Genomic DNA, 25,320 nt, shown 5'->3' with positions numbered 1-25,320 from the left:
ATTTTTATCCGATGCGCTGGTAGATGAACTCAACGCCGCCGCTCTCGGCGACTGCTTCCCGCCGAAGCAGGAAGCCTTGCTCCCACAGTTGCTTGAACTTCATGCTGGCGTTGTTGATCGTGATTCCCCTGCTCTGCGCGAACTCCGAGGCGCGGCATTCGGACCGACCCATCGCGAACGAGAAGGCCTCGCGCGCGCCCTCGCTGGGCTCGGCGCCGATTAGGTCGGCCGAGCGATCATGCCAGACGAGGATCGGCTGCTCCTTCTTCTGCGCCGCGGCGTCCAGATTCTCGATCAGGTCCTGATCGCTGAGGTCGACAAGGCAGAAGCCCTTTCGCGTGCGAAAGCGGCGGGCCAGCTCAACGACAGTCTCGGAGGAGAAGGAAATGTCGAGCCGGTTAACGCCTTTCATCGACACCTTGAAGACCAGGACGCCGGGGCTGTCTTCGACGAACCGGAGCATGCGCTGATACACTTCGCGCCCTTGGCCGCGGCCCCAGCCCTCGCCTTTGTCCATGACGTTGCGCAATTGCAGCACCCGCACTTCCTCGTTCATTGGCTTCATTTAACCAGATTCGGCCTTGGGTTCAAGACCCCAGCCCAAAGGTGAATGCGATATGGGTTCCCCACATGAGCGGCAGCCCTTCGTAGCAGTGGGCCGTATTGGGACGGTAACTGCCTTGCGCCGGGGTCAACAGCACCCGCTGCTGCGGAAGCCGCACATCAAGATTGGCGTTGAACTTGATGGCCTTGCCGGCGCAGCCCTTGAGGCCGCAACCGCGGTCCGTCCCGTGACGCGACACGCCCTGCCTGAAGATTTCGACCAACAGGTCCGTATCCGACAGGTTGTGCAGGCGAGGGAATTCGGATCGGAGAGAGGGCCTGAGCGTGTCCATGATTCCAATGCCGCTGTCCGAGACCGCTACCGAAAGCCGGTTGCCACCAGAATACACCTGCAGCGCAGCATAGCCATCGAGCGCGGTTCGGCTGTGGGAGAATATGTTGTCGATAAGTTCGGCGAAAATGGTCCAGGCCGCCCCCTCCAACGCCGAAGCGTCCTCGCGGTCGCCGCAGGAGCGCATCAAGGCGTTGGTCAGGCGGGTGGGAAGATCCTCGTCGCGCGCGTCCTTGTTGATGCGGGCAATCTCAACGAGGGCGGAGTTCCCGCCGCGATGATATTCGGCCGCAGAATAGACCGGCCAACCCTGGACGATTTCAACGTCTTCCGCGAGGTGATCGAAAAATCCCATGCGGTTGAGATATCCCATGGTGCCGGCGTCGCCTTCCTGAAAATCCAGAAGCACGGTGCGCGTCGTCGATGCAAGCTGATTGATGAGAGAGAGAAGGCGCGTCGCCGCATCGACCATGATCTTGCAACCGACAGGAAATTCAAAGATGACCTGAAAGGTGCCAGCATCGTGCGGGCCGCAGGAGGTCAGCAGCGCGCGCTCGAACCTGGTGATATCTATCCATTGCGGCGGGAAACGCACGATACACTGCACGCCGAACCTCAAATATTTCGCACAGGACTGGCAATATAAGGTGAGTCGTCCGACTTCGAACGCCCTAAACGCGAATTTCAACCTGATTGCTGCCACGGGTGGCAATAGCCAGGCAGAAACGACTAATCATAACCAAATGATTTCAGAATCTTAGCCTCTTAATTTGACGCCGGCCAGGACACCGACAATGAGCGAAATCCTCCTTATCGACGCGAGCAAGCTTTTGCCGGGAGATATCGTGCCTTCTACCGGCAAGAGCAAAGTGAGCTGGATGATCCGCGCGGCAACTGCCGGTGATTGAAACTACGCGGCCTTGCACGTTGAACACGGCATTGCCGTGGAAGCGAAAGATCCGGGCGTGGTCCCAATATTCCTGCCCGCCGTCAGCTATGAAGCGAACACGAAGATCCACATGCGGCGGGCTCAAGGGTTTGGCGCCTGATCAGCAATCGCAGCTTGTCGATTTTGTCTGGGAGTTACTTTACCGGCCTTATTCGACGCGTGGAGCCATCGCCACGGTATGGCAAAGACTGCGTCAGGAATCCGACCGCGGGTATTTCTGCTCTCAGCTCGCGGCCGCAGCCTACGAGCGCATCGGCGCTCGTATTGTCGACCTGGAAGCTGCGCGATGCAACCCGAACGACCTTGATGACTCCGAGCGACTGGTCGATGTTCCAGAAGCAACACAGCGCGTCGACAAAGAGGTTCACGACGCCACCACGGAGCTTATGGGCGGTGCGTGGGAGAAGTTCGTTGAAGTGGGCGCATTCGGAGAGAAGTTCCTGATTCAAATCTGCTTGAAACACTTTCCCTTTCCCAAGGTGTTCGCACAGCCGTTCAATATCTACGACCTGCTGCGTCAGTTCTTCGACGGAACGGTCGATGTCGAAACGGTCGGCAAGCCGTGCGATGATGCTGCAGCGAAGGCAATTTAGCGACCTCGTCAGATTGCGTCCTCTGACCCGTGTCCTGGTATCAGTGTCGCAACGCCGCGATTCTGAGGAACTCGACGCATTCGGGTTTCTTACCGCGCTCCAAGATCGAGCAATATGACGACCTGCGAAAAGCTTACGGGCGTCAATCATCCACCGAAGCGGATAAGTGACGCCCGTCTGCTCTTTGGTCAATGCAGCGTTTTACCCCCAAGCATATCACCGTTGGTAACAGGCGTGCCATCCGAGAACGTCCAGGACCAGCTCGCAGAGTTGTTCGAATTCGCCCCTTCGGCTGCATTGAGATAGGACGCCGCCAGAGAAGCCGTGATCAGGATAGCTTCTTCGGAAACCTTGGCCTCCGAACTCCATCCAAAAAGGTCTGCCGAGAGTCACCTTCAACTCAATAACGTCGTTCAACCAGCCGCGAGCCTTTCGCGTACCTTGAAGACGAGTCGTTGAGGATGTCACTGCCCTTAGAACCGCGAAGGAAGTATCCCCGTGTATGTGACAGCTGCGCGAGCGGATCGTGCTCTCAGCGCATCGGGTGGCACTGAACTCTAGCCGGCGACGGGAGCGAGTATAAGCTGCGGCTGTGTCTACTGATTGGCATGGCGGAGTTCGCCAACGTTCGCCGGCGCTTATTCAACGGATATTCGACGACTTCTGCACAACGGATCTAAGTCGTTGAAATTTCTGGCGCTCCCTAGGGGAATCGAACCCCTGTTTCAGCCTTGAGAGGGTAAAGTCGATCCGGTTGATGATCATCGTGAGGAGAGTCCTGCGATGGAGACCTCACGGATGTCAGGCCCGGCTCTTTGCACACGCACGCGTTATCGCACCAAGCCAATCGCTATCCCGCCGCTCATGACGGTCTGGCTGCAGGTTTGATTCAGGCCAAACTAGCAACGGAATCAATAGCTGGTCGCAGTCTGTTGGTGACGGCGCCGAATTCTCGCCCCAGTATCTGTCACGTGTCAAAGAGCTGGATGGTAACGCCGCCTAGCGGCGCACACTTTGGCGGGCGATGGACTTCCAAGTCCATCCCTTTTTCTTCGCCGCGGCATCCAATTACACGACGAGCTCATGGCGGCCGTTCCGGCTAGGCAGAGCCTGAGCATGATGCTCTGGATGATCACCAACGCCGACATTTTGTGGAATGGCGCCAGCGCAGGTGCATGCCCTCGTTGAGTTGCGCGATGACCTAGAGGTTCGATCCGTGCAGGACACGCATCGCAAATTGTCCTTGCAGACGAATCCAGACAAGGCGATCTTACGCCTTGCGCGCGTACTTGCTCGTCTGGCTGCGAGGGAGGATCATGAAAGAGAGCTCGCCGATCGAAGAGACAAGGAAGAGAGCGACGATCTATGCTCGATTCTCAACCGATCTTCAGAACGAGCGTTCGATTGAAGATCAGCTTTCACTTTGTCAAAGCTATGCAGAGCGCGAAGGCTTAACGGTTATCAGTACCCATGAAGATAGGGCTCGTTCAGGTGGCTCGGTCATGGGACGCGAAGGCCTTCTGCGGATGTTGGACCAAGCGCGGGAGAGATCCTTTGACGTAGTGATCGTCGAAGCGCTCGATCGCCTCTCTCGCGACATGGAAGATCTCGCGGGTATCCATAAGCGACTATCTTTTCTCGGCATCGAGATCCGGGCGGTCCACGAAGGCGTCGTTAACACCGTGCTGGTTGGTCTTCGCGGTTTGGTCGGGCAGCTCTATCGTGAGGACAACGCGCACAAGGTGCGGCGTGGCCAAGCAGGCCGGGTCAAGCAAGGTTTGGCCGGAGGTGGCCTAACATACGGATACGCCGCGATCGCCGGAAAGAGCGGCGAACGAGTCATCGTCGAGACAGAGGCAGAGGTGATCCGGCGCATCTTCCAAGAATACGTAGACGGCCGGACGCCTCGGGAAATCGCTCACGATCTCAACAAGGAGAGAGTAGCACCCCCGCGAGGGCGGGCATGGAATGCCTCAACTATCAATGGCAATCTCGAGAGGGGTGCCGGCATTCTGCAGAACGAGCTTTATGTAGGGCGCCTCGTCTGGAATAAGGTCAGGATGGTGAAAGATCCCGACTCGGGAAAGCGCCTGTCACGACCAAATCCTAAGAGTGACTGGCAGGTGGCTGAAGTGCCGCACCTTGCAATTGTCAATCGAGAGCTATTCGCAGCTGCTCAGCAACGCAAAGAGGAGCGCAGTCACACCCACCCCAGCCATCAACGCCGGCCTCGTCGGATGCTATCTGGCCTGCTCCGTTGCGGCTCGTGCGGCTCGGGCATGGCAACCAATGGGCGCGACAAATCAGGGCGTGTTCGCATTCGCTGCTCGGCGGCGACGGAGAGCGGCACGTGTCCGGACGCCAAGACTTTTTATTTAGACACTGTCGAGAGCGCGGTCCTCAACGGTCTAAAGGCCGAATTGCGCGCGCCGAAGGTTATCTCAGAATACGTACGCACGTATCTCGAGGAGCGGAAGCGCCTCGCCGCCACATCACAGGCAAAACGGCAGCGCCTTGAGCAGCAGCTTGGGCAATTAAACCGGGAAATCGAACGACTCGTGGATGCGATCGCGAAAGGACATGGCGATCCATCGGTTCTCGGACCGCGATCGACTGCCTTAGATGCCGAACGAAAGCGGATATCTAAGGAATTGCAGAGTGGGCCGCCCGCCCCGAAGGAAGTCGCGCTGCATCCGGCCATCCTCAAACGATATGAGAAGCAACTCGGTCGGCTTGAAGAAGCACTGGGTAAAGGTATCAGCGCGGGCGACGGAGAGGCCGCCGAAGCCATCAGGGACCTCGTCGAGACCGTCACAGTTTTCCGCGATCCAGAGCGGCCTGGCGGCGTAACTGTGGAGATCGCAGGCCGGCTAAATGCCCTGCTGGGCGAAAATGCCTATCCGCACCGCGTCAAAGGAGTGTGGGGAAAGATGGTAGCGGGGGAGGGACTCGAACCCCCGACCCCAGGATTATGATTCCCGTGCTCTAACCAGCTGAGCTACCCCGCCATGGGCTCGCCATCGGCGGCTGGTGAGCCGCGGGTGCGAACGCGCGGCATATAAAGAGTGGCATGCGCGCCTGTCAAGCAAAGCCGGACGAGGCAGCAACTTATTGCAGGCAGAGGCTATTTCGGCCTGACCGATGGGTCGCCACCGGGGCTGCCGGGCGGCGGAATCACCGGCGTGTTGCCGCCTTGCGGGGTCGGCGCACGCATTTCGGGATCAACCCCGGCCGGCGGGCACAACACCCCGTCGGATTTGGCGAGCTTGTCGCCCAGCGGCTGGGCGGCCTGCCCGGTCGTGGTTCCCTCCGGCACTGCAGCACCCGGATGCGACGGCTGCTGCTGCGGCGCGCAATTCGTGGCGGCGCGCTGCGGCGCCGGCGGCGCGGTCTGTGCCGGCGGCGTGGCTGATGTCGGCGGCGCCTGCGCCGCGGCAACAGCGGGTGCCAGCATCAGCACACAGGATAAAGCGAGTGTTCGATTGATCCTCATGACGAGAAAACCGTGACGGCGCGCCGATGTTCCCTCGCAAAATCGCCGCAACCTCACGATTTGCGGAAGCGGATCAGCGAGAAATGCCCCATCGGCGGCATCGGCCGGCGCTCCGCAAGGCTGACCCCGCCATGCTTCGCCGCCCAATTGGTCAGCCGCTCCCACGGAAACTCCGGACGCCAGCCGAGCCGCCGCGCCAGCGGCGCGAAGGCGAGCTCGAAGACGCGGCGCGGGCCGCTCTCGGCGCCGATGTGATTGACCAGGATCAGCTCGCCGCCGGGCTTCAGCACGCGGATGAAATCGTCGAGCGTCGCCTCGGGATCCGGCACCGCGGTGATGACATATTGCGCGACCACCGCGTCGAAGAACGCATCCGGAAATGCGAGATTCTTGGCGTCCATCACCGCCAGCGCCTCGACATTGCTGAGGCCCTGCGTGCGCACGCGCTTGAGCGCCCGCCGCAGCATCGGCTCGGAAATATCGACGCCGCATAGTTTTGTGGTGCGCTTGTATTCCGACAGCGAGAGCCCGGTGCCGACGCCGACGTCGAGCACGCGGCCGCCGATCCGGTCGGCTTCCGCGATCGTCGACTGACGGCCCTGATCGAACACCTTGCCGAACACCAGATCGTAGATCGGTGCCCAGCGGCCATACGCCTTTTCGACCCCTTCGCGGTCGATGTCCCCAGCCATTCCCCTGCCCCGACGTTTCTTCTGTCTATCCGCGAACCGCTTCCGCAAGCGGCGCCAACGCGTCCTGCGTCGCGGCCCGTATTGCGCGGCTTGCGCTTGCACTTCTGATGAAGCCGCCGCCGAGCACACGCGCCTGCCCGGAGGCCGCGTCGTAGAACACGCAGGCCTGGCCGGGCGACACGCCCTCCTCGCCGACGACGAGCTCGACCTCATAGCCGCCATCGACGGCGCGCAACCACGCCGGCTGCGGCGCGCGCGTCGAACGCACGCGGACATAGATCTCGATGCCCTCGCCGATCACGCGATCCAGCGCGCCGTCGCCGATCCAGTTGACGTCGCGCAGCGCGATGCGATCCATCCGCAGTGCCTCGCGCGGCCCGACCACGACACGGCGCGTCGCCGCATCGAGCTTGACCACATAGAGCGGGCTGCCGGAGGCAATGCCGAGCCCCTTGCGCTGGCCGACGGTGAAATGAACGATGCCCTGGTGCTGGCCGATCACATGACCGTCGAGATCGACGATGTCGCCCGGCGCGATCGCATTCGGCTTCAGCCGTCCGATGATGTCGGTGTAGCGGCCGGTCGGCACGAAGCAGATGTCCTGGCTGTCCTGCTTGTCGGCGACCTCGAGATCGAAGCGGCGCGCCAGCTCGCGGGTCTGCGGCTTGGTCATATCGCCGAGCGGGAAGCGCAGGAAGTCGAGCTGCTCGCGCGTGGTCGCGAACAGGAAATAGCTCTGGTCGCGATCGGCATCCGCGGCACAGACCAGCGAGCGCGATCCGTCGGCAAGCCGCCGCGAGGCGACATAGTGGCCGGTAGCGAGCGCCTGCGCGCCGAGCTCGCGCGCGGTCGCGAGCAGGTCGCGAAACTTGACCGAACGGTTGCACTCGATGCACGGCACCGGCGTCTCGCCGAGCGCGTAGCTGTCGGCGAAATTGTCGATCACCGATTGCTTGAAGCGGCTTTCGTAGTCGAGCACGTAATGCGGGATGCCGATCCGCTCGGCGACATTGCGCGCGTCGTGGATGTCGCGGCCGGCGCAGCAGGCGCCCTTGCGATGGGTCGCGGCACCGTGGTCGTAGAGCTGCAGCGTGATCCCGACCACGTCGTAACCCTGCGACTTCAACAGCGCAGCCGTCACCGACGAGTCGACGCCGCCGGACATGGCAACGACGATCCGTGTGTCTTCAGGGCGGCCTTCGAGATCCAGACTGTTGAGCATCTTTAAGCGGTCATTGGTCACTGTCGCGGCGAGCTTATGCGCTCCGCGACGATATTGGAAAAAGCCTTTTGTCCAGAGAGCCTTAGAACACATCCAAGGCCGGTTCGGTCGGTTCGGACGCGTTGGAGGCCACCTTTAATATAGGCCGTATTCCGGTGAGGCAATCCGCCGGAAGCCGTGCCGTGCCGCGCGCGGACGGCAAATCTTGCCGCCGGGCAAAAAGGAGACCTGCCGGGAACCCGTCCCAGCCGGCCAGGGCAGCCAATAACATCTTGAAATAACTCATTATTTATTGCCATCGCTGATTGGCCCACTCCTTGCTGACAAAACGCCGGAAGTCTCATTTGCGAGGGTTGGCAGTGGTCAGCGTCACGTCGGAAGCATTGGCAGGCCGGTCTTTTCAGAGCGCGACGCAGCGGTCGGCGCGGCCCGATCCCGCTTCGCAGGTGGGGAACGACGGCTTTGCCGCGCTGGTCGACAGCAACACTGCGTCCGCAAACGACAGCAGCCGCTACGACTCCCAGCCGGCGCCCTCGCGGCGGTCCGACGATCCGCCCTCGACGACCGACGCACGCCCCCGCGACACCAGCACGGGCCCCGACAGGACGTCGCGGGATTCCGGCAGTTCGCGCGACGACAACAAGGTCGACAGCGACGCGCCGTCCAAGACCAAGTCGAAATCGAAATCGAAATCGGACGACTCGAAATCGAGCTCCGATGCGAACTCGACCGGTGACAAGCCGGACGCGACGCAGGCCGCTGCGCAGCAGGATCCCGGTGCGGCAACCGTGAATGCCGTGATTGCTCCTGTTGCCGCGACACCGGCGACTGCCCCGACACCGGCGGCCACCGCGCCGTCCGACCAGCCGGCCGCACCGCTCGCGATCGCGGCGGCGGCCATCGCGGCAAGCTCGGCCATGGCCGGCACTGGTGCCGCTGCCGGCACCGGCGCGCCTGCCGGCGCCGACACCGCAGCGGCGGCGGCCACCACAGCGAACGCCGACAAGGTCGCCAAGGCGGCCGGCGTCAAGACCGACGCGCAGATCATCACCACCAGCGATGCGGCAACGGCATCGGGCGCAGCGACTGCAACCGGCGATGCGACATTCGCCGCCGCGGTTGCCGCCGGAACGCCCGCCACCAAGACGACGGCGCAGGCCAAGACACAGCTCACCACGAAGGACGCGACGGCGACGATGCCGGCCGACCAGGACGGCGCCGCGGCGGGCAGCGCCAACACCGCGCAGGCTGCTCCGACCAACATCGTTCCCGCCGTCGCGCAGCCGGCCGCCGTTGCTGGCAAGGCGAAGGCCACCACCGACGGTGCCGCCGATGCCATCAAGGCCGACGCGGGCGGTGACGGCAATGCCGCGCCGACCCCGGCGGTCGGCGGCCACGCCGCCGCGCAGACCCAGCTCACGACCCCCGATCCCGGCGCGCAGGCAGCGAACGCACTGCAGCCGCAACCCGCGACCACCCAGACGACGCCGTCTGCGACCGCACAATTGACCGTGACCAACGCTGCGCAAAGCGCCGCCGTGCCGCTCAGCGGGCTTGCGATGCAGATCGCCGCCTCCGCCAAGAGCGGCAAGAGTCGCTTCGAGATCCGGCTCGACCCCGCCGAGCTCGGCCGCATCGATGTCCGCATCGATGTCGATCGCAACGGCCAGGTCACGTCGCATCTCACCGTCGAACGCCCTGAAACGCTGTCGATGCTGCGCCAGGACGCCAACCAGCTGCAGCGCGCGCTCGACAATGCCGGCCTCTCGACCGGCAATGGCGGATTGCAGTTCAGCCTGCGCGACCAGTCGCAGTCGGGCCAGAACAACAATGGCCAGTCCAATCCGAACGCCCATCGTTTGATCGTCACTGAGGAGGACAACGTTCCCGCCGCAGCGGCGGGCCGCTCCTACGGCCGTGCAACCGGCGCCCTCGGCGGCGTCGATATCAGAGTGTAAGGAGTTCACCATGGCAGTCGATGCAACCATGCCGACGCCCGTCGTCTCAGCACCGGGCACCAGCAACGGAACGAACTCTGGAAGCAGCAGCGGCAGCGGCCTGACGACCTCCTCGCAGGGCATTGCCGACAATTTCCAGACCTTCCTGACGCTGCTGACCACGCAATTGCAGAACCAGAACCCGCTCGACCCGCTCGACACCAACCAGTTCACCCAGCAGTTGGTGCAGTTCGCGGGCGTCGAGCAGCAGCTGAAATCCAACGATCAGCTGAAGTCGCTGATCGAGATCGAGAAGAGCGCGCAGTCGACCCAGGCGCTGGTCTATGTCGGCAACACGGTCGCGGTCGACGGCAGCAAGACGCAGTTCGACAAATCCGCGACCTGGAATCTGGTGTCCCCGCAAGCCACCAGCGCCACCATCACGATCACCAGCTCGACCGGCCAGACCGCCTATTCCGGCAATTTCAGCCTGAAGCAGGGCAACGCCAGCTTCGTCTGGGACGGTAAGGGCAATGACGGCACGCAATGGCCGGCCGGCACCTACACGCTGACCGCCACCGGCAAGGATTCCAAGGGCAACCCGATCGCCATCTCGACCGAGGTGCAGGGCGTCGTCGACTCCGTCGACCTGACCGCCTCCCCGCCGTTGCTCTCGATCGGCGGGCAGACCTACACCACCGACAAGATCAAGCGCGTGGTGCGCGGGGCGACTGGCTCGAGCTGAGCACATTGCCACGATCCGCAGCTGCGCGTTGAGCGGGCGACCGCGCACACCACACTGTATCGTCGTCCTGGCGAAAGCCGGGACCCATAACCACCGCATTTGGTAATGAACGGGATCGTGGCCCCGGCGTCGCGCAACAATTGAGAGTTGGGGTTGAGAGTTGGGGTAATGGGTCCTGGCTTTCGCCAGGACGACACTGAGTGTGTGGCGCGGTTTTTGTGGTCACACGATCGCATTCTCGCGACATGATTTGCCCGAGCTTTTGCTTCTCGTCTCGCCTCTGCTGTAGAGGGCGCAGGGAAAGCCGACTGCCGATCGTAACGGTTCCATGCTATAGCCACGTCACTTGGCTGCTTGCTGTAGGGCTCGACAATGCCGATCAATCGCTTGCTGAAGACGGGCGAATACACGCCGGAGCAAATCGAGCTCTTCAACAGGGCGTTCAGCCTGGCGCTGCATTCGATGGGTCTGGTCGATCGCAACGATCCGCTTTGCGAGATCGTGGCCCGCAAGGTCATCGAGATCGGCAAGACCGGCGCCCTCGACGCGAAGGGCGTCGCGGAAGCGGCTGTGGCCAGCATCGGTCTCTGACGACCGACGCGGTCGATGGCCGCTGACGGAACGGCGCTTGAGCGCGGGCCGCCGCCGTTGCAGGCGGCCCGCCATCAGAGCGGCCTCACTCGACTTCCTGCACGACCGTACGGGTGTCGGGATCGACCAGCATCACGCGCTGGCCGGTATAGACATAGCGATATCTGGTGAGCGACGGGCCCCAATCGGCAGGCACCGCTTCAAGCTCGACCTCGCGCGGCACAGGCGAGCCGACGACGATCCTCTCCCGCGTCTCGACGGGACGGATCTTGTGTTCGGTCACATAGCTGTGGATTCGCGTGCGATATTGCGGCTCGATCTGCACGGTGGCGGCATGTCCGGCACCGGTCGTGCCGACAATCGTGCTCTGGGCAAAAGCGCCCGTCGACGCCAATACGGCGGCAACAGAAATCAGAACCAGCTTCTTCATAACGTCCTCCTCACCGCTCCATGCGGCGTTTCGAGAACCGCGACAGAATGGCAATGTTCCTAACCGAGGATCCCGATCAATCGCGTTGCCGGCGCGCTCCTCGCGCCAAGGCGTTCATCCGGGAATGGACGTCTTGTTCGGCTGGTCCAGTGTTGGCGCGTCCGGACTTTCGCTCTCCGCATTCAGCTCGACCTCGGCCGCGTGCCGGAATTCCTCGTCCCTGCCGTCGGGCTTTCCGGCCTTCTCCCAGAGCTGCCGCGCGTAGTCCCGGATCTGCTGTTCGGTGGCCATGTCATTCCTCGGGAATTCCGAGCTCCTTGCGAACCGTCACGGCCGAGTCACCGACCTTCTCGACGGCTTTACGCAGCTGTTCGCGCGACACGCCGAGGGCATGTGTCCAGCATCTCACCTGAAGCAGATCATGCATGTTGATCTTCGATCGATCGAACTGCTCTTTCCTGGTCAGGCGCTTCGTCACTGAACTTCTCGCGTCAGCGCTCGGCCTGAGCCTCGGCCGTTGCTGGCGATCCAATCTTCCGGACCGCCATTTGTTCCTTTCTTGGATGGGTCGGTCGTCACCCCTCGGAGGAACATTATCCGCGAGCGATACTTCAGTCGTGAGAGGCAGAGCGAGCAGGAACAAAGGTAAGCCATGACAGGCATTGCAGACAGGATCGGCGGACGGGTCAAGCAACTCATCGCCGAGATCATCAACGATGGCAGGCTAGCCAAGGAAGGCGCGCAGCAGATCAAGAACGCCGAGAACGCGCCGCCCGCGAAGCCGTTCGGCAATTTGGACAAGCAGACCTAGATGCCCAGATACTTCTTCCATCTCGCGGGCGACATCCCCGCACACGACGTCGTCGGTCACGACTGTGCCGACGACAAGGACGCCCAGGATCACGGCAGCTTCATCGCTCACCGGATCGGGACTGAAAAGCCGGAGATGGTTCGCGACGGCAATTTCATTTCGGTTCGCGATGCGGGCGATAGCGAGCTCTTCCGCATCCCGCTGGCTTCGACGAGCGTCTGACGGGGAACGGTCGTTCTCAGCTCGGCTCGGCTCGCTTCCCGCAGACCGACGCTGCCGGCCGATGTCCGGCATTCCTTGGCCGGCCCGCCGCATGGTGCTCTCAAGGACGCGACCAGGACGGGGGCACGTCCCGCCGTTCAATAGGAACAAACGACGACGAGCGCGGTTCGGACCTACATCAGGGTTGAAACACCAATTGCACACATGAAACGTCGCAATCGCTTCAAGCAAACCACGACGCTCGCATACCGCCTCATTCAGCTGGAGGAAGCGGCCCGCGCGAGGGCTTCGCATCTGCCTCCCGGCACCGAGCGGGAACGACTTCTCAAGAAGGCCCGCGAGGCCGAGCGCGCCGTCCAGATCGACCAATGGCTCGCCACTCCCGGAGCAGAGCCGCCACCATAACGCTTCGATTCACATAAGTTGCTCCGATTCACATAAGCTAATGCGCGCACAGCCGCGAGAGGCGTTCGAGGCTCGGGCCCGCCCCACCGTCGGGTTCTGCCCCAACCAGACTTGCAGCCGGCCTCAACCCACCTCGCCCTTCGCTCCGGAGCGCTCCCCAGGCAGCATCTCGCGCACATGCCGATCAGGGGCGGCGGCTCAGTGAGAGCCCTTTCGTGCGAGCCGCGCACCGCGTGGCGAATCGCCGAAGCGGGCTCGGAACAGACGGTTGAAATACGAAACATCCGAGAAACCGACCTCGAGCGCGATATCGGAAATTCGCCGACGGCCGGCATCTGGCTCGGTGAGCAATTTGAGCGCCCGCTGGAGCCGCAATTCATTCAAGCGCTCGGTGAATGACGGTCCTGATGACGCCATCAGGCGCTGCAGATAGCGCGACGAGATTCCCTGGCCACGCGCAACCGTTTGAACGTTGAGCCCGGGTTCCTGAAAGTGTGCGGCGACGTAGTCGAGCACGGCACGGTGCCGCGCAGCGACAACGGCGCTCGCGCTGCTCTCGCCCAGCGCAGCACACTCGCCGATCGCAAGCGCGATGAGATCGTGGATATGGGTCACGACCGTATCGCGAAGCTTCGGCGCGCTCAGCGCTTTCGCCTTAAGCACCGATTTCAGATATGAGATGAACAGTCGGAATGCCTCTGTCCGGTGCCAAATCGGCCGCATGACCAGGCCTTCGACGTCGGTCACGCGCTGCACAAGCGCCTCGCGCGGCACGGCCAGGCCGAATTGCAACCCGTCGATATAGGTGACGCTGGCAGGCTCGGAATGCAGAATTGCGATTGCATCGCCGGCGCGAAAATCGGCGTCCCGGCCGCGCTGCGATAGCTGACCTCTGCCCGGAGAGCAGAAGATGACCCCGATGGAGTCATCGCCATCGGCAAGGTTCGCCTGCAAACGCTTGAACCGCATCGACGTGCCCTTCAGCGCCAGCATGCGCAAACCCTGAACCGCTCGCAGCGACGCATCGGCCTGGAATGAAACGTTCGAGAGAGGCTCGATATCGGCGTGCACGATGCATCGGCCAAAGTGCTCGCGCCAGAGCGGGATACGAATGCGTTCCGGAAGCTCGCACGTCGAAAATCGATACGATGCGAAATTGGCTGCGTCCATCGGCATGGGGACCTCCAGCCTTCACAAAACACCAGAATGAAATGCTGCGGCACTCCACAGTCAGTATCTGCATTTTGCGATTCACGCACCGGCCTTCGCCCGATCCGTGCGCATGAGTCCAAGAAGCCACGCTACCGGTCTGCTAGTCTTGCTCGCCTGTGATTGATGCTGATGTGAACTGGTTCACTTGGTGATTAGAATATTACGTATATAATGATATCATGAAAATCGCGGCAAATTTCCCTTTTAAGAAGAAGCAGTCGCGATCGCTCTATTTATAATTGCTGCCATCGGATCCGTTTCAAACATTCCGGGCAGCGTGCAAGCGCAAATCAGTGTCGTGCCCCTGTACGCGGTTTCCTGGCTAAGACGCCACGCGCAGGTCATTCAGTAGAACGACTGATATCGATTTTGGTTGCGTCGGACTGCCTGCGGCACTGTCGGTTATCGCCGCCGGTTGAAATGGTCGAAATCTGTCACGTGGGAAAGTCAACCTAGTGATCAAGAAGGCGTTCGATCATGTCCATCATATTCGACATGCTTTATCGTGAATACTGTCGTGCCCGCCTCGCCGAAATGCGAAAGCAGCATTTGTTGCCGGCCATCGACGACGTCGCGCCGGCGGCGCCGTCAGAGGATAGCGATCCACCCGGCCCCCGTGATTGCGGCTGGCCGGCGGAAGCGCCGCCAACCCTCGGGTAGCTGGAGCGCACAATCATAAAGGTTGGCCGGAGGCTAGTCCGGCACGTGCACGCCTCGGAGCACCCGAGCGTCTCATGGACCTGGGTCCGATGAGGCCGCGCACGCCCGCCAGACAGATCGACAGATGCACGATCGAACCCGCAACTCGAAGCGATTGCTCGGCGAGACTCCGCCGGAGTTCAGATCGACCGGCCGCGACCCGCGCATCGATGTCTGTCGCGGGATCGCGTTATGGTGGATCTTTCTCGATCACATTCCAGACAACGTCGGAAGTTGGCTGACCCTGCGCAACTACGGCTTCTGCGATGCCGCCGAAATCTTCATGTTCATCTCGGGCGTCACCTGCGCACTGGCCTACGGCAGGGCGCGTCAGCGCGACGGCTGGCGCGGCATGATCGGCCGTTCGCTGCGGCGAGGATGGGATATCTATGCCGCCTTTCTGCTGCTGACGCTCGCCTGCGCGATCGTCGTCTACCTCGCGGGCAGCGATCGTCTCGCCGACGACAGCAATACGCGGGTTCTGTTCGAACGTCCGGGCGCAGCGCTTGCGCACGCCGCGGTGCTGCAATTCCACCCTGTCAATACCGACGTGCTGCCGGTCTTTGTGATCTGCCACGTGTTGTTCGCACCGCTGCTGTGGCTGCTGCTGCGAGCGCCGAACCTGACGCTTGGCCTTTCGCTGTCGCTTTATGCGCTGGTGCATGTCTTCGGCTGGAGCATTCCCGCCTGGCCCGACGGCGTCTGGTTCTTCAACCCGCTGGCCTGGCAGCTTCCGGTCGTGCTGGGCGCATGGTACGTCATCGAGGGAAGGACCATCCAGGGATGGGTGACGTCGCGCCCCGCGCTGGTTCTGTCCGCGCTCTATCTTGCGTTCGGCCTGGTCGTTGCGCTCGGCCACGGCATCAAGCCGCCGCTGCTGCCGCAGGCGCAGACGGATCTGCTGTTTCCGATGGACAAGTCGAATTTGAGCCCGTTGCGGCTGCTGCATTTTCTGGCACTTGCCATCGTGGTGTCATGGCTCGTTCCAGCGGGCTGGCAGGGACTGTCGACGCCGATGCTGCGCAGCGCGAGGCATTGTGGCGAGAACTCGCTGCCGATCTATTGTCTCGGCGTCCTGCTGGCGCTCGCCAGCCAATGCGACCTGTTCGACATCTCGAACCGGCTCTCGATGCAGATCGGACTCAGTCTTGCCGGTGTCCTTGTGATGGTCGTGGCCGCGACGCTGCTGAACACGCTCGGCACCAAGCGCGCCCGGCCGCCGGATGTCGATGCCGCCGGACATGACCTTGTGCCGCGCGCCGGCGATCGCGGCATTTTCGACGGTCAGGGCGCGCATATCCTCTAAGGCGCGCCATCGTGCGCGGGAGAAGCGGATGCTCTCCCACGCACGGTCAACGCCGACGCTCAGCTCGACTGCCGCGCGGCGTCGAGGATCAGCCGCGCGATCGCGTCCGGCTGCGAGATCAGCGCGAGATGGCTGGCCTTCACCTCGATCGTGGTGGCGCCCATCCGCTTGGCCATGAAGCGCTCGAGATCCGGATTGATGGTGCGGTCTTCGGTCGAGACGGCGTAGTAGCTCGGCTTGCTGCGCCAGGCCGCATGGCTGGTCTTGCCGGCCAGCAGTTGCTTGTGGAACGGCTGCTGCACGGCATAGAGCACCTTCGCCTTCGCCTCCGGCAGGTCGCCGGCGAAATCGCGCAGGAACGCTTCTTCGCTGAGCCGGCCCTCGTCGCCGTCGAACACGATGCCGGCGCTCGCGGGCGGCGTCGGATAGGTCTTGGCCAGCGCGGTGTAATCCTCGTCCGCATCGGGTGCGCGCGCCGCGACATAGACCAGCGCCGAGACATTCGGATGCACGCCGGCCTCGGTGACGATCATGCCGGAGAAGGAATGGCCGACCAGCACGGTCGGACCATCCTGGCGATCGAGCACCCGCTGCGCGGAGGCAACCGCTTCAGGCAGCGTGGTCAACGGATTTTGCACCGACGTCACATTGAGCCCGGCGGCCTGCAGCCGCGGAATGACCTCGGACCAGCAGGAGCCGTCGGCGAACAGGCCGTGCACCAGCACGACGTTGCGCGCCTTGACCGGCGGCGTGGTGGCGGCCATGCCGCGCGAGGACACCAGTGAAGCCGCGGCTCCAGCGAGCAAGGCGGTCGAGAAGGCGCGTCTGTTCATCATCATGTTACTGCTCCGTTGTTTGTATGGTGAGTTGAAAATCAGAGAAGCGCGTCCACCTGCGGTGAACGGACAATCTCTCCTACGCGCGCAAAGGCCTCATGGTTACGCTCGATGCTGTCGTGATCGTAAAGATAGTTGACCATGATGCCGAAGGATTCCGCCATCGCGCGGTCGGCCGTGTTGCCGAGCCAATTGATCCGCTCCAGCCGGGCACCGTTGCCGAGATGGAAGCGCGCCACCGGATCGATGCGATTTCCTGACGCCGGCGAGCGCGTGAGATATTGCGCGCACAGCTTCATCAGGACCGGACGCCAGGTCTCGCAGATCGCCGCATCGTGCCACCAGCCTTCGCGGTCCAGCTCACGCAGCATCGCGACCTCGTTGCCGCCGGATTGCGGCTGCTGGCTGAGCCAGCGCCGGAAGCCCGGTATCGGCGACAGCGTGGAGAAGCGCTTCAGCTGCGGGAATTCCGCTTGCAGCTCCTCGACCACCTGCTTGATCAGGAAATTGCCGAACGACACGCCGCGCAGTCCGTCCTGGCAGTTGGAGATCGAATAGAAGATCGCGGTGTCGGCATGCGCGGCCCTGAGGCCTGCACTGTCTTGATCCGCATCCTGCACCAAAAGCGGTGGCACGGCGGTGGCCAGTCCCTGCACCAGCGCGACCTCGACGAAGATCAGCGGCTCGCCGGGCAGCGCGGGATGGAAGAAGGCAAAGCAGCGGCGGTCGGGCGCAAGGCGGCGGCGCAGATCGTCCCAGCCCTTGATCTCGTGCACCGCCTCATAGGCGATCAGCTTCTCGAGCACGGCGGCCGGCGACTGCCAGTCGATGCGGCGAAGCTCGAGGAAGCCGCGATTGAACCATGAGACGAACAGATGCCTGAGATCGGCATCGAGCAGCTTTAGCTCCGGTTCGGAGCCGAAACGGCCGGCGATCTCGCTGCGCATCGCGATCAGGCTCGCCGTGCCGCCGGGCGCCATGTTCATCCGCCGCAGCACCTCCTGCCGCGGCGGGTCGGCAGCGTCGGCCAAGGCGGCCGCGGCCGCCGCGGTGCCGTCGGCAAGATAACGCTTCGCCGCATCCTGCAGCGCCGCCGCGTCGGGCTGAAACGCGCTCGCCAGATAACGTTGAAAGCCGTGCCGGCCGGTGGCATCGAGCGCGCGCATGGTCTGCTGCAATTGGCGCGCGATCAGGGCGCCCGACGCTTCGCCGCGCTCGGACAACAATGCCGCGGCGAGTTGCCTCGCTTTGTCGAGTGAGGCCGGTGGACTGCCTGGGATGTGCTCGGCGTGGGTCATGGGAGCCTCCTTCTAGCGGCGGAATTTGGCAGGCGGCACGTAGAGGCCGCCCGATGCAGTGACGAGGTCGTCGATCGATTTCGCGGCGAGCCAGTCGCGCGTCGCCGTCTCGACGTCGAGGCCGAGATCGGACGGCAGCATCACGATGCCGCGGCGGCGCAGGCCGTCAGTCGTCCCGGCGTCCTGTCGCCGGCCGAACTCGGTGTCGCCGGCGACCGCGCGCAAGGCGGCCTCGCGCTCCTGCGGCGAGCGGCAACGCAACAGGTTGCAGACGCCGCGTTCGGTGATCACGTGGCTGACGTCGTCGCCATAGATCATGACGGGCGGCAGCGCGAAGCCGGCCGAGGCCGCGAGGTCGAACGCGTCGAGGCGCTCGACGAAGCTCGGCGCGCCGTTCGGCTGCCGGGTCTGGACCATCTGCACCACCAGCTTGCGGCCGCGCAGGCGCTCGCCTGCTTCCTCGCCGGCACGCAACCAGGCAACGCTGTCGTGGCGTCGGCCGCGCGGATCGGCACCCATGTTCGGCGCGCCGCCGAAGCCCGTGATGCGGTCCTTGGTGGCGGTCGAGCTGTTGCCCTCGGGATCGATCTGCAAGGTGCCGCCGACGAACAGGTCGCAGGCATATTGTCCGGCGACCTGCGCCAGCGCGCGGTTGGAGCGCAGATTGCCGTCGGCGCCGACCGGAAACACGTCGGGACGGCTGGCGACAAATCGCTCCATGCCGAGCTCCGAGCCGAAGCAATAGACGTTGTCGACGAAGCCGGCTTCGATGGCGGGGATCAGCGTCGGATGCGGGTTGAGCACGAAATTCCGCGCGACCTTGCCCTTCAGCCCGCGCCTGGCGGCAAAGGTCGGCAGGATCAGCTCGATCGCCGCGGTGGCATAGCCGATGCCGTGATTGAGCCGCGTCACCTGATAAGGTTCGTACACCGCCGATATCACCATCATCGCCATCAGGACATTCTCGTCCCTGACCTTGGCGGGATCGCGCGTGAACAGCGGATCGATCGCATACGGCTTCGGACCGGGCACCACGACATCGACCCAGTCGCCGGGGATGTCGACGCGCGGCAGACGATCGACGATCTCGTTGACCTGCGCCACGACGACGCCACCGCGGAACGCCGCGGCCTCGGCGATGGTCGGCGTGTCCTCGGTGTTCGGACCGGTGTACAGGTTGCCGTGGCGATCGGCCTTGTCGGCGACGATGAGCGCAACCTGCGGCGTCAGGTCCACCAGCATCCGCGCGTAAAGCTCGAGGTAGGTATGGATCGCGCCGATCCGCAGCGCCTTGGCGGCGACGAGCTCGGCAAGGCGGCGGCTCTGCGGGCCGGCAAAGGCGAAGTCCAGGCGGTTGGCGATGCCGCGCTCGAACACCGCGAGATGATCGGGAAGCGCCAGCACCGACTGCACCATGTGCAGATCATGCACCCGCGACGGATTCACCCCGGCGAGGCACGCGGCCAGGAAGTCCGCCTGCTTCTGGTTGTCGCCCTCGAGCGCCACCCGGTCGCCGGATGTGATGACCGCCTCAAGCAGCTCGATCGCGTGCTCGGGCGGGCAGACCTTTCCGTTTGTGCCGTAGACAGCTCGCGCGCGCACGAGGCGCGCCGTGCGATCGGTTCGTGGTGTCGTCTCCGACATGGTGGCCTCTCCTTGCTTGATCATCTGAAGCGAAGGTAGGCGGGCGACATTGATAATAGAAACGATATTCTATAATATGATTGATTACAGATATGGATTAATCAATGCTCGACCTCGAACTTCTGCGGGCCTTCGTCGCGGTCGCCGATTGCGGCGGCTTCCACCGCGCCGCCGAGCAATTGCATCTGACCCAGTCGACCATCAGCCAGCAGATCAAGCGGCTCGAGCTCGAGACCCGGCGGCCGCTGTTCCGGCGTACGACGCGCAGCGTCGCGCTGACCGACGAAGGCGAGATGCTGCTCGGCGATGCGCGGCGTTTGCTGCAGCTCGAGGAAGCGGCGCGGCAGCGGCTGGTGGCGCCGCGGCTGTCCGGCTCGGTCCGTCTTGGCGTGGTCGAGGAAGTCGCCGGCGGCTCATTGCCGTCGGCGCTCGGCCGCTTCGCCGCGCTGCATCGCGGGGTCAAGCTCGAGGTGCAGATCGGTGTCAGCGCCGAACTGATCGAGCAGCTCGATGCGGGCCGGCTCGATCTGGTGTTCGCCAAGCGGCCGCTCGGAACGTCGAAAGGCCGTCTGGTGTGGCGCGAACCGCTCGTGTGGACCGCGGCGGAAACGTTCGATCTCGTTCCCGGCGTGCCGCTGCCGCTGGCGCTGTACCGCGAACGATCGGTGTCGCGCGACGCCGCGCTCTCCGCGCTGCGCGACGGAGAGCTCGGCTGGGAGATCGTCTATACCAGCCCGAGCCTGACCGGCGTCCGCGCCGCCGCCGTCGCGGGACTTGCCATTACCCCGCTGCCCCTCAGCGCCGTCACCACGGGCCTGCGCGTTCTCGGAATTGGCGACGGCCTGCCGCCGCTTCCCGATCTGGAATTCGCCATCTATGAGAAAAGACGGCCGGACAAGGCCTCGGAGGCGCTCGCCGATGCCTTGCTGACGCTGGCGCGCGGTCCCCTGCGCCCCACGATTTGAGCGCGCCGAACCGCGAATTGCGCCGCGCGCCGGTCTGCCCGACGGCGGGCAGATCCGAATGTTCCCGGCCGTTCCAACGAGATTCGTATTGAACGCTTGGGCTTAGGCAAATTTTAAACCGGGAGGCGTAGCTTACCCCTTGCGAGTTCAGTGGTTGAGAGTTTGTGAGTACGCCATGACAGAACCCCATCGCCCGAGGGTGAAATACGTCATCGGGCCTGACGGCAGCCCGTTAACGATTGCGGATTTGCCGGCCCCCGGTACCAAACGGTGGGTCATCCGCCGCAAGGCCGAAGTCGTCGCTGCGGTCCGCGGCGGCCTGCTCTCCCTCGAGGAGGCCTGCAGCCGCTACACATTGACCGTCGATGAATTCCTTTCCTGGCAGTTCTCGATCGACCAGCACGGTCTGGCCGGGCTGCGCACCACGCGCATCCAGCAATATCGGCAGTAATTCGGTGCCGATCCTGTGGCATTTGACGAAAACCGGCCTCGCCTTGCGAAGCCGGTTTTTTTCATGTCCGCGATTTTGCCGCGGTCCTTAACCGTCGTTAACCATATGGAAACCATACCCTAGGCAATATTTGCCCAGTCGGACCCGCGCGGGCCGAATCCCTGGGGGCCGTTGGTGCAAAGTCTGGTTGCTTTCCTGAGAGGTCTTGGTGCGGCCCGCCTCGCGGCCATGGTTGCGGTCACCGCGGCTCTGATCGGCTTCTTCGCCTTCGTCATCATGCGCGTCACCACACCGCAGATGACCACCCTCTTCACCGACCTGTCGACCGAGGATTCCTCTGGAATCATCAAGGAGTTGGAGCGCCAGGCGATCCCGTTCGAGCTGCGCAATGACGGCGCCGCGATCATGGTGCCGAAGGACAAGGTGACGCGGCTCAGGATGAAGCTCGCCGAGGGCGGCATGCCCAAGGGCGGCGGCGTCGGCTACGAGATCTTCGACAAGTCGGACGCCTTGGGCACCACGAGCTTCGTCCAGAACATCAATCATCTGCGGGCGCTGGAGGGCGAGCTCGCCCGCACCATCCGTGCCATCGACCGCGTCCAGGCCGCGCGCGTCCACCTCGTGCTGCCGGAGAAGCCGCTGTTCTCGCGCGAGACGCCTGAACCATCAGCTTCGATCGTGCTCAGGGTGCGCGGCGCGCTGGAGCCGCAGCAGATCCGGGCGATCCGCCACGTCGTCGCCTCCGCGGTCAACGGGCTGAAGCCGCAGCGGGTCTCGATCGTCGACGAGGCCGGCCAACTGCTCGCCGACGGCGCCCAGTCCGACGCCGATGCCGCGGTCGGCGACGAGCGCCGCGCCGCCTTCGAGAAGCGGATGCGCAAGCAGGTCGAGGACATCGTCTCCTCGGTGGTCGGCGCCGGCCGCGCCCGCGTCCAGCTCTCCGCCGACTTCGACTACAACAAGATCACCCAGACCTCGGACAAATTCGACCCCGAGGGTCGCGTGCTGCGCTCGACCCAGACCCGCGAGGAAAGTAGCCTCACCGCCGACAATTCCGGCCAGGTCACCGTCGCCAACGAGCTGCCGGGCAGCCAGAACCAGGACAACGCCGCCCGCGCCCGCGACCAGAGCAAGAAGAGCGAAGAGACCAACAATTACGAGATTTCCCGCACCACCAAGACCGAAGTGACCGAGGCCGGCCGCGTCAACCGTATCTCGGTCGCGGTGCTGGTCGACGGCAGCTACTCCAAGAACGAAAAGGGCGAGCTGGTCTATCAGGACCGCACCAAGGAACAGCTCGACCGCATCGCCGCTTTGGTCCGCTCCGCGATCGGCTTCGACCAGAAGCGCGGCGACCAGGTCGAGGTCGTCAACCTGCGCTTCGCCGAGCCGCCCGCCGCGCAGCCGATCGCCGAGCCGACCGGCCTGCTCGGCATGCTGCAATTCACCAAGGATGACGTGATGTACGTCATCGAGCTCGGCGTCATGATGATGCTCGGCCTCGTCGTGCTGTTCATGGTGGTCCGCCCGCTGGTCAAGCGCATCGTGGCGGCCGACGTCATTCCGGCGCTGGCCGGCGCGGGCATGCCCGCGTTGGCGGAAGCCCATGCCGAGAGCGCCGCAACGCCAGGTCAGGCGCTGATCCCGAGCGGCAGCGGCGCGGCGCAATTGATCGACGTCGCCCAGATCCAGGGCCAGGTCCACGCCCAGGCCGTGCACCGGGTCGGCGAGCTCGCCGAACGCAATCCGAACGAAACCGTCTCCATCGTCCGTCAATGGCTGAGCGAGCCGGTAGAGAACTGACATGGCCGCCGTACCCCAGACCACCAACGCCAACGACATCGCCACCGTCCTCTCGACGCTGGCGAACCGGCAAAGCGCCCGGCCCAAGGGCAAGCCGTTACCCGGCCCCAAGCGCGCGGCAATCCTGATGCTCGCACTCGGCGAGCAGTATGGCGGCAAGATCTGGTCGATGCTCGACGACGAGGAAGTCCGCGAGCTGTCGGTCCACATGTCGACCCTCGGCACCGTCGAGGCCGACGTGGTCGAGGACTTGATGCTGGAATTCGTCTCGCGGATGTCGGCCTCCGGCGCGCTGATGGGCAATTTCGACGCCACCGAACGGCTGCTGCAGCAATACCTGCCGGCCGAGCGCGTCTCCGGCATCATGGACGAGATCCGCGGCCCGGCCGGCCGCAACATGTGGGAGAAGCTCTCCAACGTGCAGGAAGAGGTGCTCGCCAACTACCTCAAGAACGAATACCCGCAGACCATCGCCGTGGTGCTGTCGAAGCTGAAGCCGGAGCACGCCGCGCGCGTGCTCGCGATCCTGCCCGAGGACATCGCCCTCGACGTGGTCGGCCGCATGCTGCGGATGGAAGCGGTGCAGAAGGAAGTCATCGAGCGCGTCGAGCAGACGCTGCGCACCGAGTTCATGTCGAACCTGTCGCAGACCCGCCGCCGCGACGCCCATGAGGTGATGGCCGAGATCTTCAACAATTTCGACCGCCAGACCGAGACCCGCTTCATCACCTCGCTGGAAGAGGAAAACCGCGAATCCGCCGAGCGCATCAAGGCGCTGATGTTCACCTTCGACGATTTGATCAAGCTCGATACCGCCTCGGCCCAGACGCTGATGCGCAACATCGACAAGGACAAGCTCGGCGTCGCGCTGAAGAGCGCCAACGAGGAGGTGCGCAGCTTCTTCCTCGGCAACATGTCCTCGCGCGCCGGCAAGATGCTGATGGACGACATGGCCGCGATGGGCCCGGTGCGGCTGCGCGACGTCGACGAGGCGCAGGCGCTCTTGGTCAACCTCGCCAAGGACCTCGCCGCCCGCGGCGAGATCACGCTGACCAAGAACCGCGCCGACGACGAGCTGGTGTATTGATGGCCGCGCCCGCAAAATTCCTGTTCGACACGGATTTCTCGGCGCCGGACCGCGCGCGCGAACGCGCGCCGACGCCGGCCGAGGTCGCGCAGAAGGTCGCCGACGCCGAGGCACGGGCCTATCGCGCCGGCTATGAGGCCGCGCTGCGCGAGGCCAAGGTCGAGAGCGACCGCCGCGCCGCGCAGGCGCTGGAGGAGATCGGCACCGCGATCAAGGGCATCGCGGCGCGCTTCGCCGGCATCGAGACGCGGATGGAGACCGAGGCGGTGGACGTCGCGGTGGCGGTCGCCCGCAAGCTCTGCTCCGAGCTGATCGCGCGCGAGCCGCTCGGCGAGATCACCGCGCTGGTCTCCGACTGCTTCTCGCATCTGGTGGCGACACCGCATCTCGTGGTCCGCATCAATGACGCGCTCTACGAGGCGGCGCACGACAATATCGAGCGGATGGCGGCGCATTCCGGCTTTCAAGGCCGGCTGGTGATCCTGGCCGAGCCGACGATTGCGACCGGCGACTGCCGGATCGAATGGGCCGATGGCGGCGTCGTGCTGGAACGCGCTGCGATCGAAGGCAAGATCAACGAACTCGTCGGGCGCTATCTGGCGTCCCGCGGCCAGGCCGGCTGAAGGCGATTGAGGGCTGAACCATGACCGACACCGACACCCAAGTCCCGCTTCCCGATCTCAACTCCGCCGACGCGCCCACCATCGACGACATCGGCTACAACGAAGACGAACATGCCGCGCGCATTGCGGCCGATCTGGAGGCCGTGTTCGACGTGCCGGTGCAGGTCTCGGCGGTACTCGGCCGCTCCAAGATGGACGTCGGCGACCTCTTGAAACTCGGACCGGGCACCGTGCTCGAACTCGACCGGCGCGTCGGCGAGGCGATCGACATCTACGTCAACAACCGCCTGGTGGCGCGCGGCGAAGTGGTGCTGGTGGAAGACAAGCTCGGCGTGACCATGACCGAAATCATCAAGGCAGAACGCTCTTAATAACTCAGGCGGTAACGCGCGGGACCTGCGCGACCAGACG

At 63.8% G+C, this 25,320-nt stretch carries 28 protein-coding genes and 1 tRNA gene; 16 read left to right on the top strand and 13 right to left on the bottom strand.

What is annotated here, in order from left to right:
- Positions 1 to 4 precede the first annotated feature (4 nt).
- Both QA635_RS07520 and QA635_RS07515 read right to left on the bottom strand, forming a co-directional pair.
- Entirely contained in the window at positions 5 to 565 is a 561-nt protein-coding gene (locus QA635_RS07520) for a hypothetical protein (protein ID WP_283068159.1), read from the bottom strand.
- A 22-nt stretch (positions 566 to 587) separates the two neighbouring features.
- Entirely contained in the window at positions 588 to 1,502 is a 915-nt protein-coding gene (locus tag QA635_RS07515; protein ID WP_283068158.1) for a hypothetical protein, read from the bottom strand.
- A 431-nt stretch (positions 1,503 to 1,933) separates the two neighbouring features.
- Between QA635_RS07515 and QA635_RS07510 the strand changes: the two genes are divergently transcribed.
- Together QA635_RS07510 and QA635_RS07505 are read left to right on the top strand one after the other, a co-directional pair.
- Positions 1,934 to 2,437: a hypothetical protein gene (locus QA635_RS07510; RefSeq protein WP_283068157.1), complete on the top strand. Its 504-nt coding sequence runs from the start codon at positions 1,934 to 1,936 to the stop codon at positions 2,435 to 2,437.
- Positions 2,438 to 3,753: 1,316 nt separating this feature from the next.
- On the top strand, positions 3,754 to 5,412 hold the full coding sequence (locus QA635_RS07505) for a recombinase family protein (protein WP_425249176.1): 1,659 nt from the start codon (positions 3,754 to 3,756) through the stop codon (positions 5,410 to 5,412).
- On the opposite strand, the gene QA635_RS07500 is transcribed toward QA635_RS07505, so the two are convergent.
- The 4 genes from QA635_RS07500 to mnmA form a co-directional block, all read right to left on the bottom strand.
- Positions 5,369 to 5,445, bottom strand: a tRNA-Met gene (locus QA635_RS07500). The genes QA635_RS07505 and QA635_RS07500 overlap by 44 nt on opposite strands.
- 116 nt (positions 5,446 to 5,561) lie before the next feature.
- The gene (locus QA635_RS07495; protein ID WP_253606933.1) at positions 5,562 to 5,930 is read right to left on the bottom strand and encodes a hypothetical protein; all 369 of its coding nucleotides are present in this window, start codon (positions 5,928 to 5,930) and stop codon (positions 5,562 to 5,564) included.
- Positions 5,931 to 5,983: 53 nt separating this feature from the next.
- On the bottom strand, positions 5,984 to 6,724 hold the full coding sequence (locus QA635_RS07490) for a class I SAM-dependent methyltransferase (protein WP_283068156.1): 741 nt from the start codon (positions 6,722 to 6,724) through the stop codon (positions 5,984 to 5,986).
- Positions 6,648 to 7,844 carry a tRNA 2-thiouridine(34) synthase MnmA gene (gene mnmA / locus QA635_RS07485; RefSeq protein ID WP_283068155.1) on the bottom strand — a complete coding sequence of 399 codons (1,197 nt, stop codon included), beginning with the start codon at positions 7,842 to 7,844 and terminating at the stop codon, positions 6,648 to 6,650. The genes QA635_RS07490 and mnmA overlap by 77 nt, the downstream gene beginning before the upstream one ends.
- Positions 7,845 to 8,203: 359 nt before the next feature.
- Here mnmA and QA635_RS07480 point away from each other — a divergent pair, with 359 nt between their 5' ends.
- From QA635_RS07480 to QA635_RS07470, 3 genes are all read left to right on the top strand, one after another.
- Positions 8,204 to 9,802, top strand: coding sequence for a flagellar hook-length control protein FliK (locus tag QA635_RS07480; RefSeq protein ID WP_283068154.1), 1,599 nt, complete (start codon positions 8,204 to 8,206; stop codon positions 9,800 to 9,802).
- A gap of 10 nt (positions 9,803 to 9,812) precedes the next feature.
- Positions 9,813 to 10,526, top strand: coding sequence for a flagellar hook assembly protein FlgD (locus QA635_RS07475; protein ID WP_069276532.1), 714 nt, complete (start codon positions 9,813 to 9,815; stop codon positions 10,524 to 10,526).
- Between the two features lie 387 nt (positions 10,527 to 10,913).
- A complete protein-coding gene (locus tag QA635_RS07470) occupies positions 10,914 to 11,117 on the top strand; it encodes a hypothetical protein (RefSeq protein ID WP_125459363.1) in 204 nt (67 codons plus the stop codon).
- Between the two features lie 85 nt (positions 11,118 to 11,202).
- Here QA635_RS07470 and QA635_RS07465 read toward each other — a convergent pair whose 3' ends face one another.
- The 3 genes from QA635_RS07465 to QA635_RS07455 all read right to left on the bottom strand — a co-directional run bounded on the left by QA635_RS07465 (position 11,203) and on the right by QA635_RS07455 (position 12,025).
- On the bottom strand, positions 11,203 to 11,547 hold the full coding sequence (locus QA635_RS07465) for a DUF1236 domain-containing protein (protein WP_028333446.1): 345 nt from the start codon (positions 11,545 to 11,547) through the stop codon (positions 11,203 to 11,205).
- A gap of 114 nt (positions 11,548 to 11,661) precedes the next feature.
- Positions 11,662 to 11,838, bottom strand: coding sequence for a DUF2934 domain-containing protein (locus QA635_RS07460; protein WP_076830016.1), 177 nt, complete (start codon positions 11,836 to 11,838; stop codon positions 11,662 to 11,664).
- Position 11,839: 1 nt separating this feature from the next.
- Positions 11,840 to 12,025 (bottom strand): DUF3606 domain-containing protein, encoded by a 186-nt coding sequence (locus QA635_RS07455; RefSeq protein ID WP_028333447.1) that lies wholly within the window; start codon positions 12,023 to 12,025, stop codon positions 11,840 to 11,842.
- A gap of 174 nt (positions 12,026 to 12,199) precedes the next feature.
- Between QA635_RS07455 and QA635_RS07450 the strand changes: the two genes are divergently transcribed.
- The 3 genes from QA635_RS07450 to QA635_RS07440 all read left to right on the top strand — a co-directional run bounded on the left by QA635_RS07450 (position 12,200) and on the right by QA635_RS07440 (position 12,985).
- On the top strand, positions 12,200 to 12,358 hold the full coding sequence (locus QA635_RS07450) for a hypothetical protein (protein WP_283068153.1): 159 nt from the start codon (positions 12,200 to 12,202) through the stop codon (positions 12,356 to 12,358).
- The gene (locus QA635_RS07445; RefSeq protein WP_028333448.1) at positions 12,359 to 12,580 is read left to right on the top strand and encodes a DUF6894 family protein; all 222 of its coding nucleotides are present in this window, start codon (positions 12,359 to 12,361) and stop codon (positions 12,578 to 12,580) included. It begins immediately after the preceding gene.
- 204 nt (positions 12,581 to 12,784) lie between these two features.
- Complete coding sequence (locus QA635_RS07440; RefSeq protein WP_057017332.1) at positions 12,785 to 12,985, top strand: hypothetical protein; 201 nt, start codon at positions 12,785 to 12,787, stop codon at positions 12,983 to 12,985.
- A gap of 198 nt (positions 12,986 to 13,183) precedes the next feature.
- On the opposite strand, the gene QA635_RS07435 is transcribed toward QA635_RS07440, so the two are convergent.
- Positions 13,184 to 14,056 carry a helix-turn-helix transcriptional regulator gene (locus QA635_RS07435; RefSeq protein WP_283068152.1) on the bottom strand — a complete coding sequence of 291 codons (873 nt, stop codon included), beginning with the start codon at positions 14,054 to 14,056 and terminating at the stop codon, positions 13,184 to 13,186.
- A gap of 618 nt (positions 14,057 to 14,674) precedes the next feature.
- Between QA635_RS07435 and QA635_RS07430 the strand changes: the two genes are divergently transcribed.
- Together QA635_RS07430 and QA635_RS07425 are read left to right on the top strand one after the other, a co-directional pair.
- On the top strand, positions 14,675 to 14,857 hold the full coding sequence (locus tag QA635_RS07430) for a hypothetical protein (RefSeq protein WP_225647860.1): 183 nt from the start codon (positions 14,675 to 14,677) through the stop codon (positions 14,855 to 14,857).
- Positions 14,858 to 14,981: 124 nt separating this feature from the next.
- Positions 14,982 to 16,202 (top strand): OpgC family protein, encoded by a 1,221-nt coding sequence (locus tag QA635_RS07425; protein ID WP_283068151.1) that lies wholly within the window; start codon positions 14,982 to 14,984, stop codon positions 16,200 to 16,202.
- Between the two features lie 59 nt (positions 16,203 to 16,261).
- Here the strand turns inward: QA635_RS07425 and QA635_RS07420 are convergent, their stop codons facing one another.
- Genes QA635_RS07420 through mdcA form a run of 3 tightly spaced genes read right to left on the bottom strand, consistent with a single transcriptional unit; the run spans position 16,262 to position 20,004 of the window.
- Complete coding sequence (locus QA635_RS07420; RefSeq protein ID WP_283068150.1) at positions 16,262 to 17,041, bottom strand: alpha/beta fold hydrolase; 780 nt, start codon at positions 17,039 to 17,041, stop codon at positions 16,262 to 16,264.
- Positions 17,042 to 17,076: 35 nt separating this feature from the next.
- The gene (locus QA635_RS07415; protein WP_283068149.1) at positions 17,077 to 18,336 is read right to left on the bottom strand and encodes a malonyl-CoA decarboxylase; all 1,260 of its coding nucleotides are present in this window, start codon (positions 18,334 to 18,336) and stop codon (positions 17,077 to 17,079) included.
- Between the two features lie 12 nt (positions 18,337 to 18,348).
- Positions 18,349 to 20,004, bottom strand: coding sequence for a malonate decarboxylase subunit alpha (mdcA, locus tag QA635_RS07410; RefSeq protein ID WP_283068148.1), 1,656 nt, complete (start codon positions 20,002 to 20,004; stop codon positions 18,349 to 18,351).
- 80 nt (positions 20,005 to 20,084) lie between these two features.
- Here mdcA and QA635_RS07405 point away from each other — a divergent pair, with 80 nt between their 5' ends.
- From QA635_RS07405 to fliN, 6 genes are all read left to right on the top strand, one after another.
- Positions 20,085 to 20,945: a LysR substrate-binding domain-containing protein gene (locus QA635_RS07405; protein ID WP_283068147.1), complete on the top strand. Its 861-nt coding sequence runs from the start codon at positions 20,085 to 20,087 to the stop codon at positions 20,943 to 20,945.
- 175 nt (positions 20,946 to 21,120) lie between these two features.
- Positions 21,121 to 21,396, top strand: a complete 276-nt coding sequence (gene sciP, locus QA635_RS07400; RefSeq protein ID WP_002714638.1) for a CtrA inhibitor SciP — start codon at positions 21,121 to 21,123, stop codon at positions 21,394 to 21,396.
- Between the two features lie 174 nt (positions 21,397 to 21,570).
- The gene (gene fliF, locus QA635_RS07395) at positions 21,571 to 23,199 is read left to right on the top strand and encodes a flagellar basal-body MS-ring/collar protein FliF (RefSeq protein WP_057017466.1); all 1,629 of its coding nucleotides are present in this window, start codon (positions 21,571 to 21,573) and stop codon (positions 23,197 to 23,199) included.
- A 1-nt stretch (position 23,200) separates the two neighbouring features.
- A complete protein-coding gene (fliG, locus tag QA635_RS07390) occupies positions 23,201 to 24,286 on the top strand; it encodes a flagellar motor switch protein FliG (RefSeq protein ID WP_018273552.1) in 1,086 nt (361 codons plus the stop codon).
- Entirely contained in the window at positions 24,286 to 24,909 is a 624-nt protein-coding gene (locus QA635_RS07385) for a FliH/SctL family protein (RefSeq protein ID WP_018273553.1), read from the top strand. Before fliG ends, QA635_RS07385 begins: the two co-directional genes overlap by 1 nt.
- A gap of 20 nt (positions 24,910 to 24,929) precedes the next feature.
- Positions 24,930 to 25,280, top strand: coding sequence for a flagellar motor switch protein FliN (gene fliN, locus QA635_RS07380; RefSeq protein WP_028333458.1), 351 nt, complete (start codon positions 24,930 to 24,932; stop codon positions 25,278 to 25,280).
- Positions 25,281 to 25,320: the final 40 nt, after the last annotated feature.

It is taken from the genome of Bradyrhizobium brasilense (genome assembly GCF_029714345.1).
GTDB classification, from domain to species: Bacteria; Pseudomonadota; Alphaproteobacteria; order Rhizobiales; family Xanthobacteraceae; genus Bradyrhizobium; species Bradyrhizobium australafricanum.
This window is presented reverse-complemented; position numbering and strand designations above follow the sequence as displayed.

What these genes read in the sequence shown, in the direction of transcription:
- QA635_RS07420 (WP_283068150.1), bottom strand. Translation starts at nt 17,041, where the DNA reads ATGATGATGAACAGACGCGCCTTCTCGACCGCCTTGCTCGCTGGAGCC.
- QA635_RS07425 (WP_283068151.1), top strand. Translation starts at nt 14,982, where the DNA reads ATGCACGATCGAACCCGCAACTCGAAGCGATTGCTCGGCGAGACTCCG.
- QA635_RS07430 (WP_225647860.1), top strand. Translation starts at nt 14,675, where the DNA reads ATGTCCATCATATTCGACATGCTTTATCGTGAATACTGTCGTGCCCGC.
- QA635_RS07465 (WP_028333446.1), bottom strand. Translation starts at nt 11,547, where the DNA reads ATGAAGAAGCTGGTTCTGATTTCTGTTGCCGCCGTATTGGCGTCGACG.
- fliG (WP_018273552.1), top strand. Translation starts at nt 23,201, where the DNA reads ATGGCCGCCGTACCCCAGACCACCAACGCCAACGACATCGCCACCGTC.
- QA635_RS07475 (WP_069276532.1), top strand. Translation starts at nt 9,813, where the DNA reads ATGGCAGTCGATGCAACCATGCCGACGCCCGTCGTCTCAGCACCGGGC.
- QA635_RS07440 (WP_057017332.1), top strand. Translation starts at nt 12,785, where the DNA reads ATGAAACGTCGCAATCGCTTCAAGCAAACCACGACGCTCGCATACCGC.
- mnmA (WP_283068155.1), bottom strand. Translation starts at nt 7,844, where the DNA reads ATGCTCAACAGTCTGGATCTCGAAGGCCGCCCTGAAGACACACGGATC.
- QA635_RS07405 (WP_283068147.1), top strand. Translation starts at nt 20,085, where the DNA reads ATGCTCGACCTCGAACTTCTGCGGGCCTTCGTCGCGGTCGCCGATTGC.
- QA635_RS07450 (WP_283068153.1), top strand. Translation starts at nt 12,200, where the DNA reads ATGACAGGCATTGCAGACAGGATCGGCGGACGGGTCAAGCAACTCATC.
- QA635_RS07415 (WP_283068149.1), bottom strand. Translation starts at nt 18,336, where the DNA reads ATGACCCACGCCGAGCACATCCCAGGCAGTCCACCGGCCTCACTCGAC.
- QA635_RS07505 (WP_425249176.1), top strand. Translation starts at nt 3,754, where the DNA reads ATGAAAGAGAGCTCGCCGATCGAAGAGACAAGGAAGAGAGCGACGATC.
- QA635_RS07495 (WP_253606933.1), bottom strand. Translation starts at nt 5,930, where the DNA reads ATGAGGATCAATCGAACACTCGCTTTATCCTGTGTGCTGATGCTGGCA.
- QA635_RS07385 (WP_018273553.1), top strand. Translation starts at nt 24,286, where the DNA reads ATGGCCGCGCCCGCAAAATTCCTGTTCGACACGGATTTCTCGGCGCCG.
- QA635_RS07445 (WP_028333448.1), top strand. Translation starts at nt 12,359, where the DNA reads ATGCCCAGATACTTCTTCCATCTCGCGGGCGACATCCCCGCACACGAC.
- mdcA (WP_283068148.1), bottom strand. Translation starts at nt 20,004, where the DNA reads ATGATCAAGCAAGGAGAGGCCACCATGTCGGAGACGACACCACGAACC.
- sciP (WP_002714638.1), top strand. Translation starts at nt 21,121, where the DNA reads ATGACAGAACCCCATCGCCCGAGGGTGAAATACGTCATCGGGCCTGAC.
- fliN (WP_028333458.1), top strand. Translation starts at nt 24,930, where the DNA reads ATGACCGACACCGACACCCAAGTCCCGCTTCCCGATCTCAACTCCGCC.
- QA635_RS07460 (WP_076830016.1), bottom strand. Translation starts at nt 11,838, where the DNA reads ATGGCCACCGAACAGCAGATCCGGGACTACGCGCGGCAGCTCTGGGAG.
- QA635_RS07520 (WP_283068159.1), bottom strand. Translation starts at nt 565, where the DNA reads ATGAAGCCAATGAACGAGGAAGTGCGGGTGCTGCAATTGCGCAACGTC.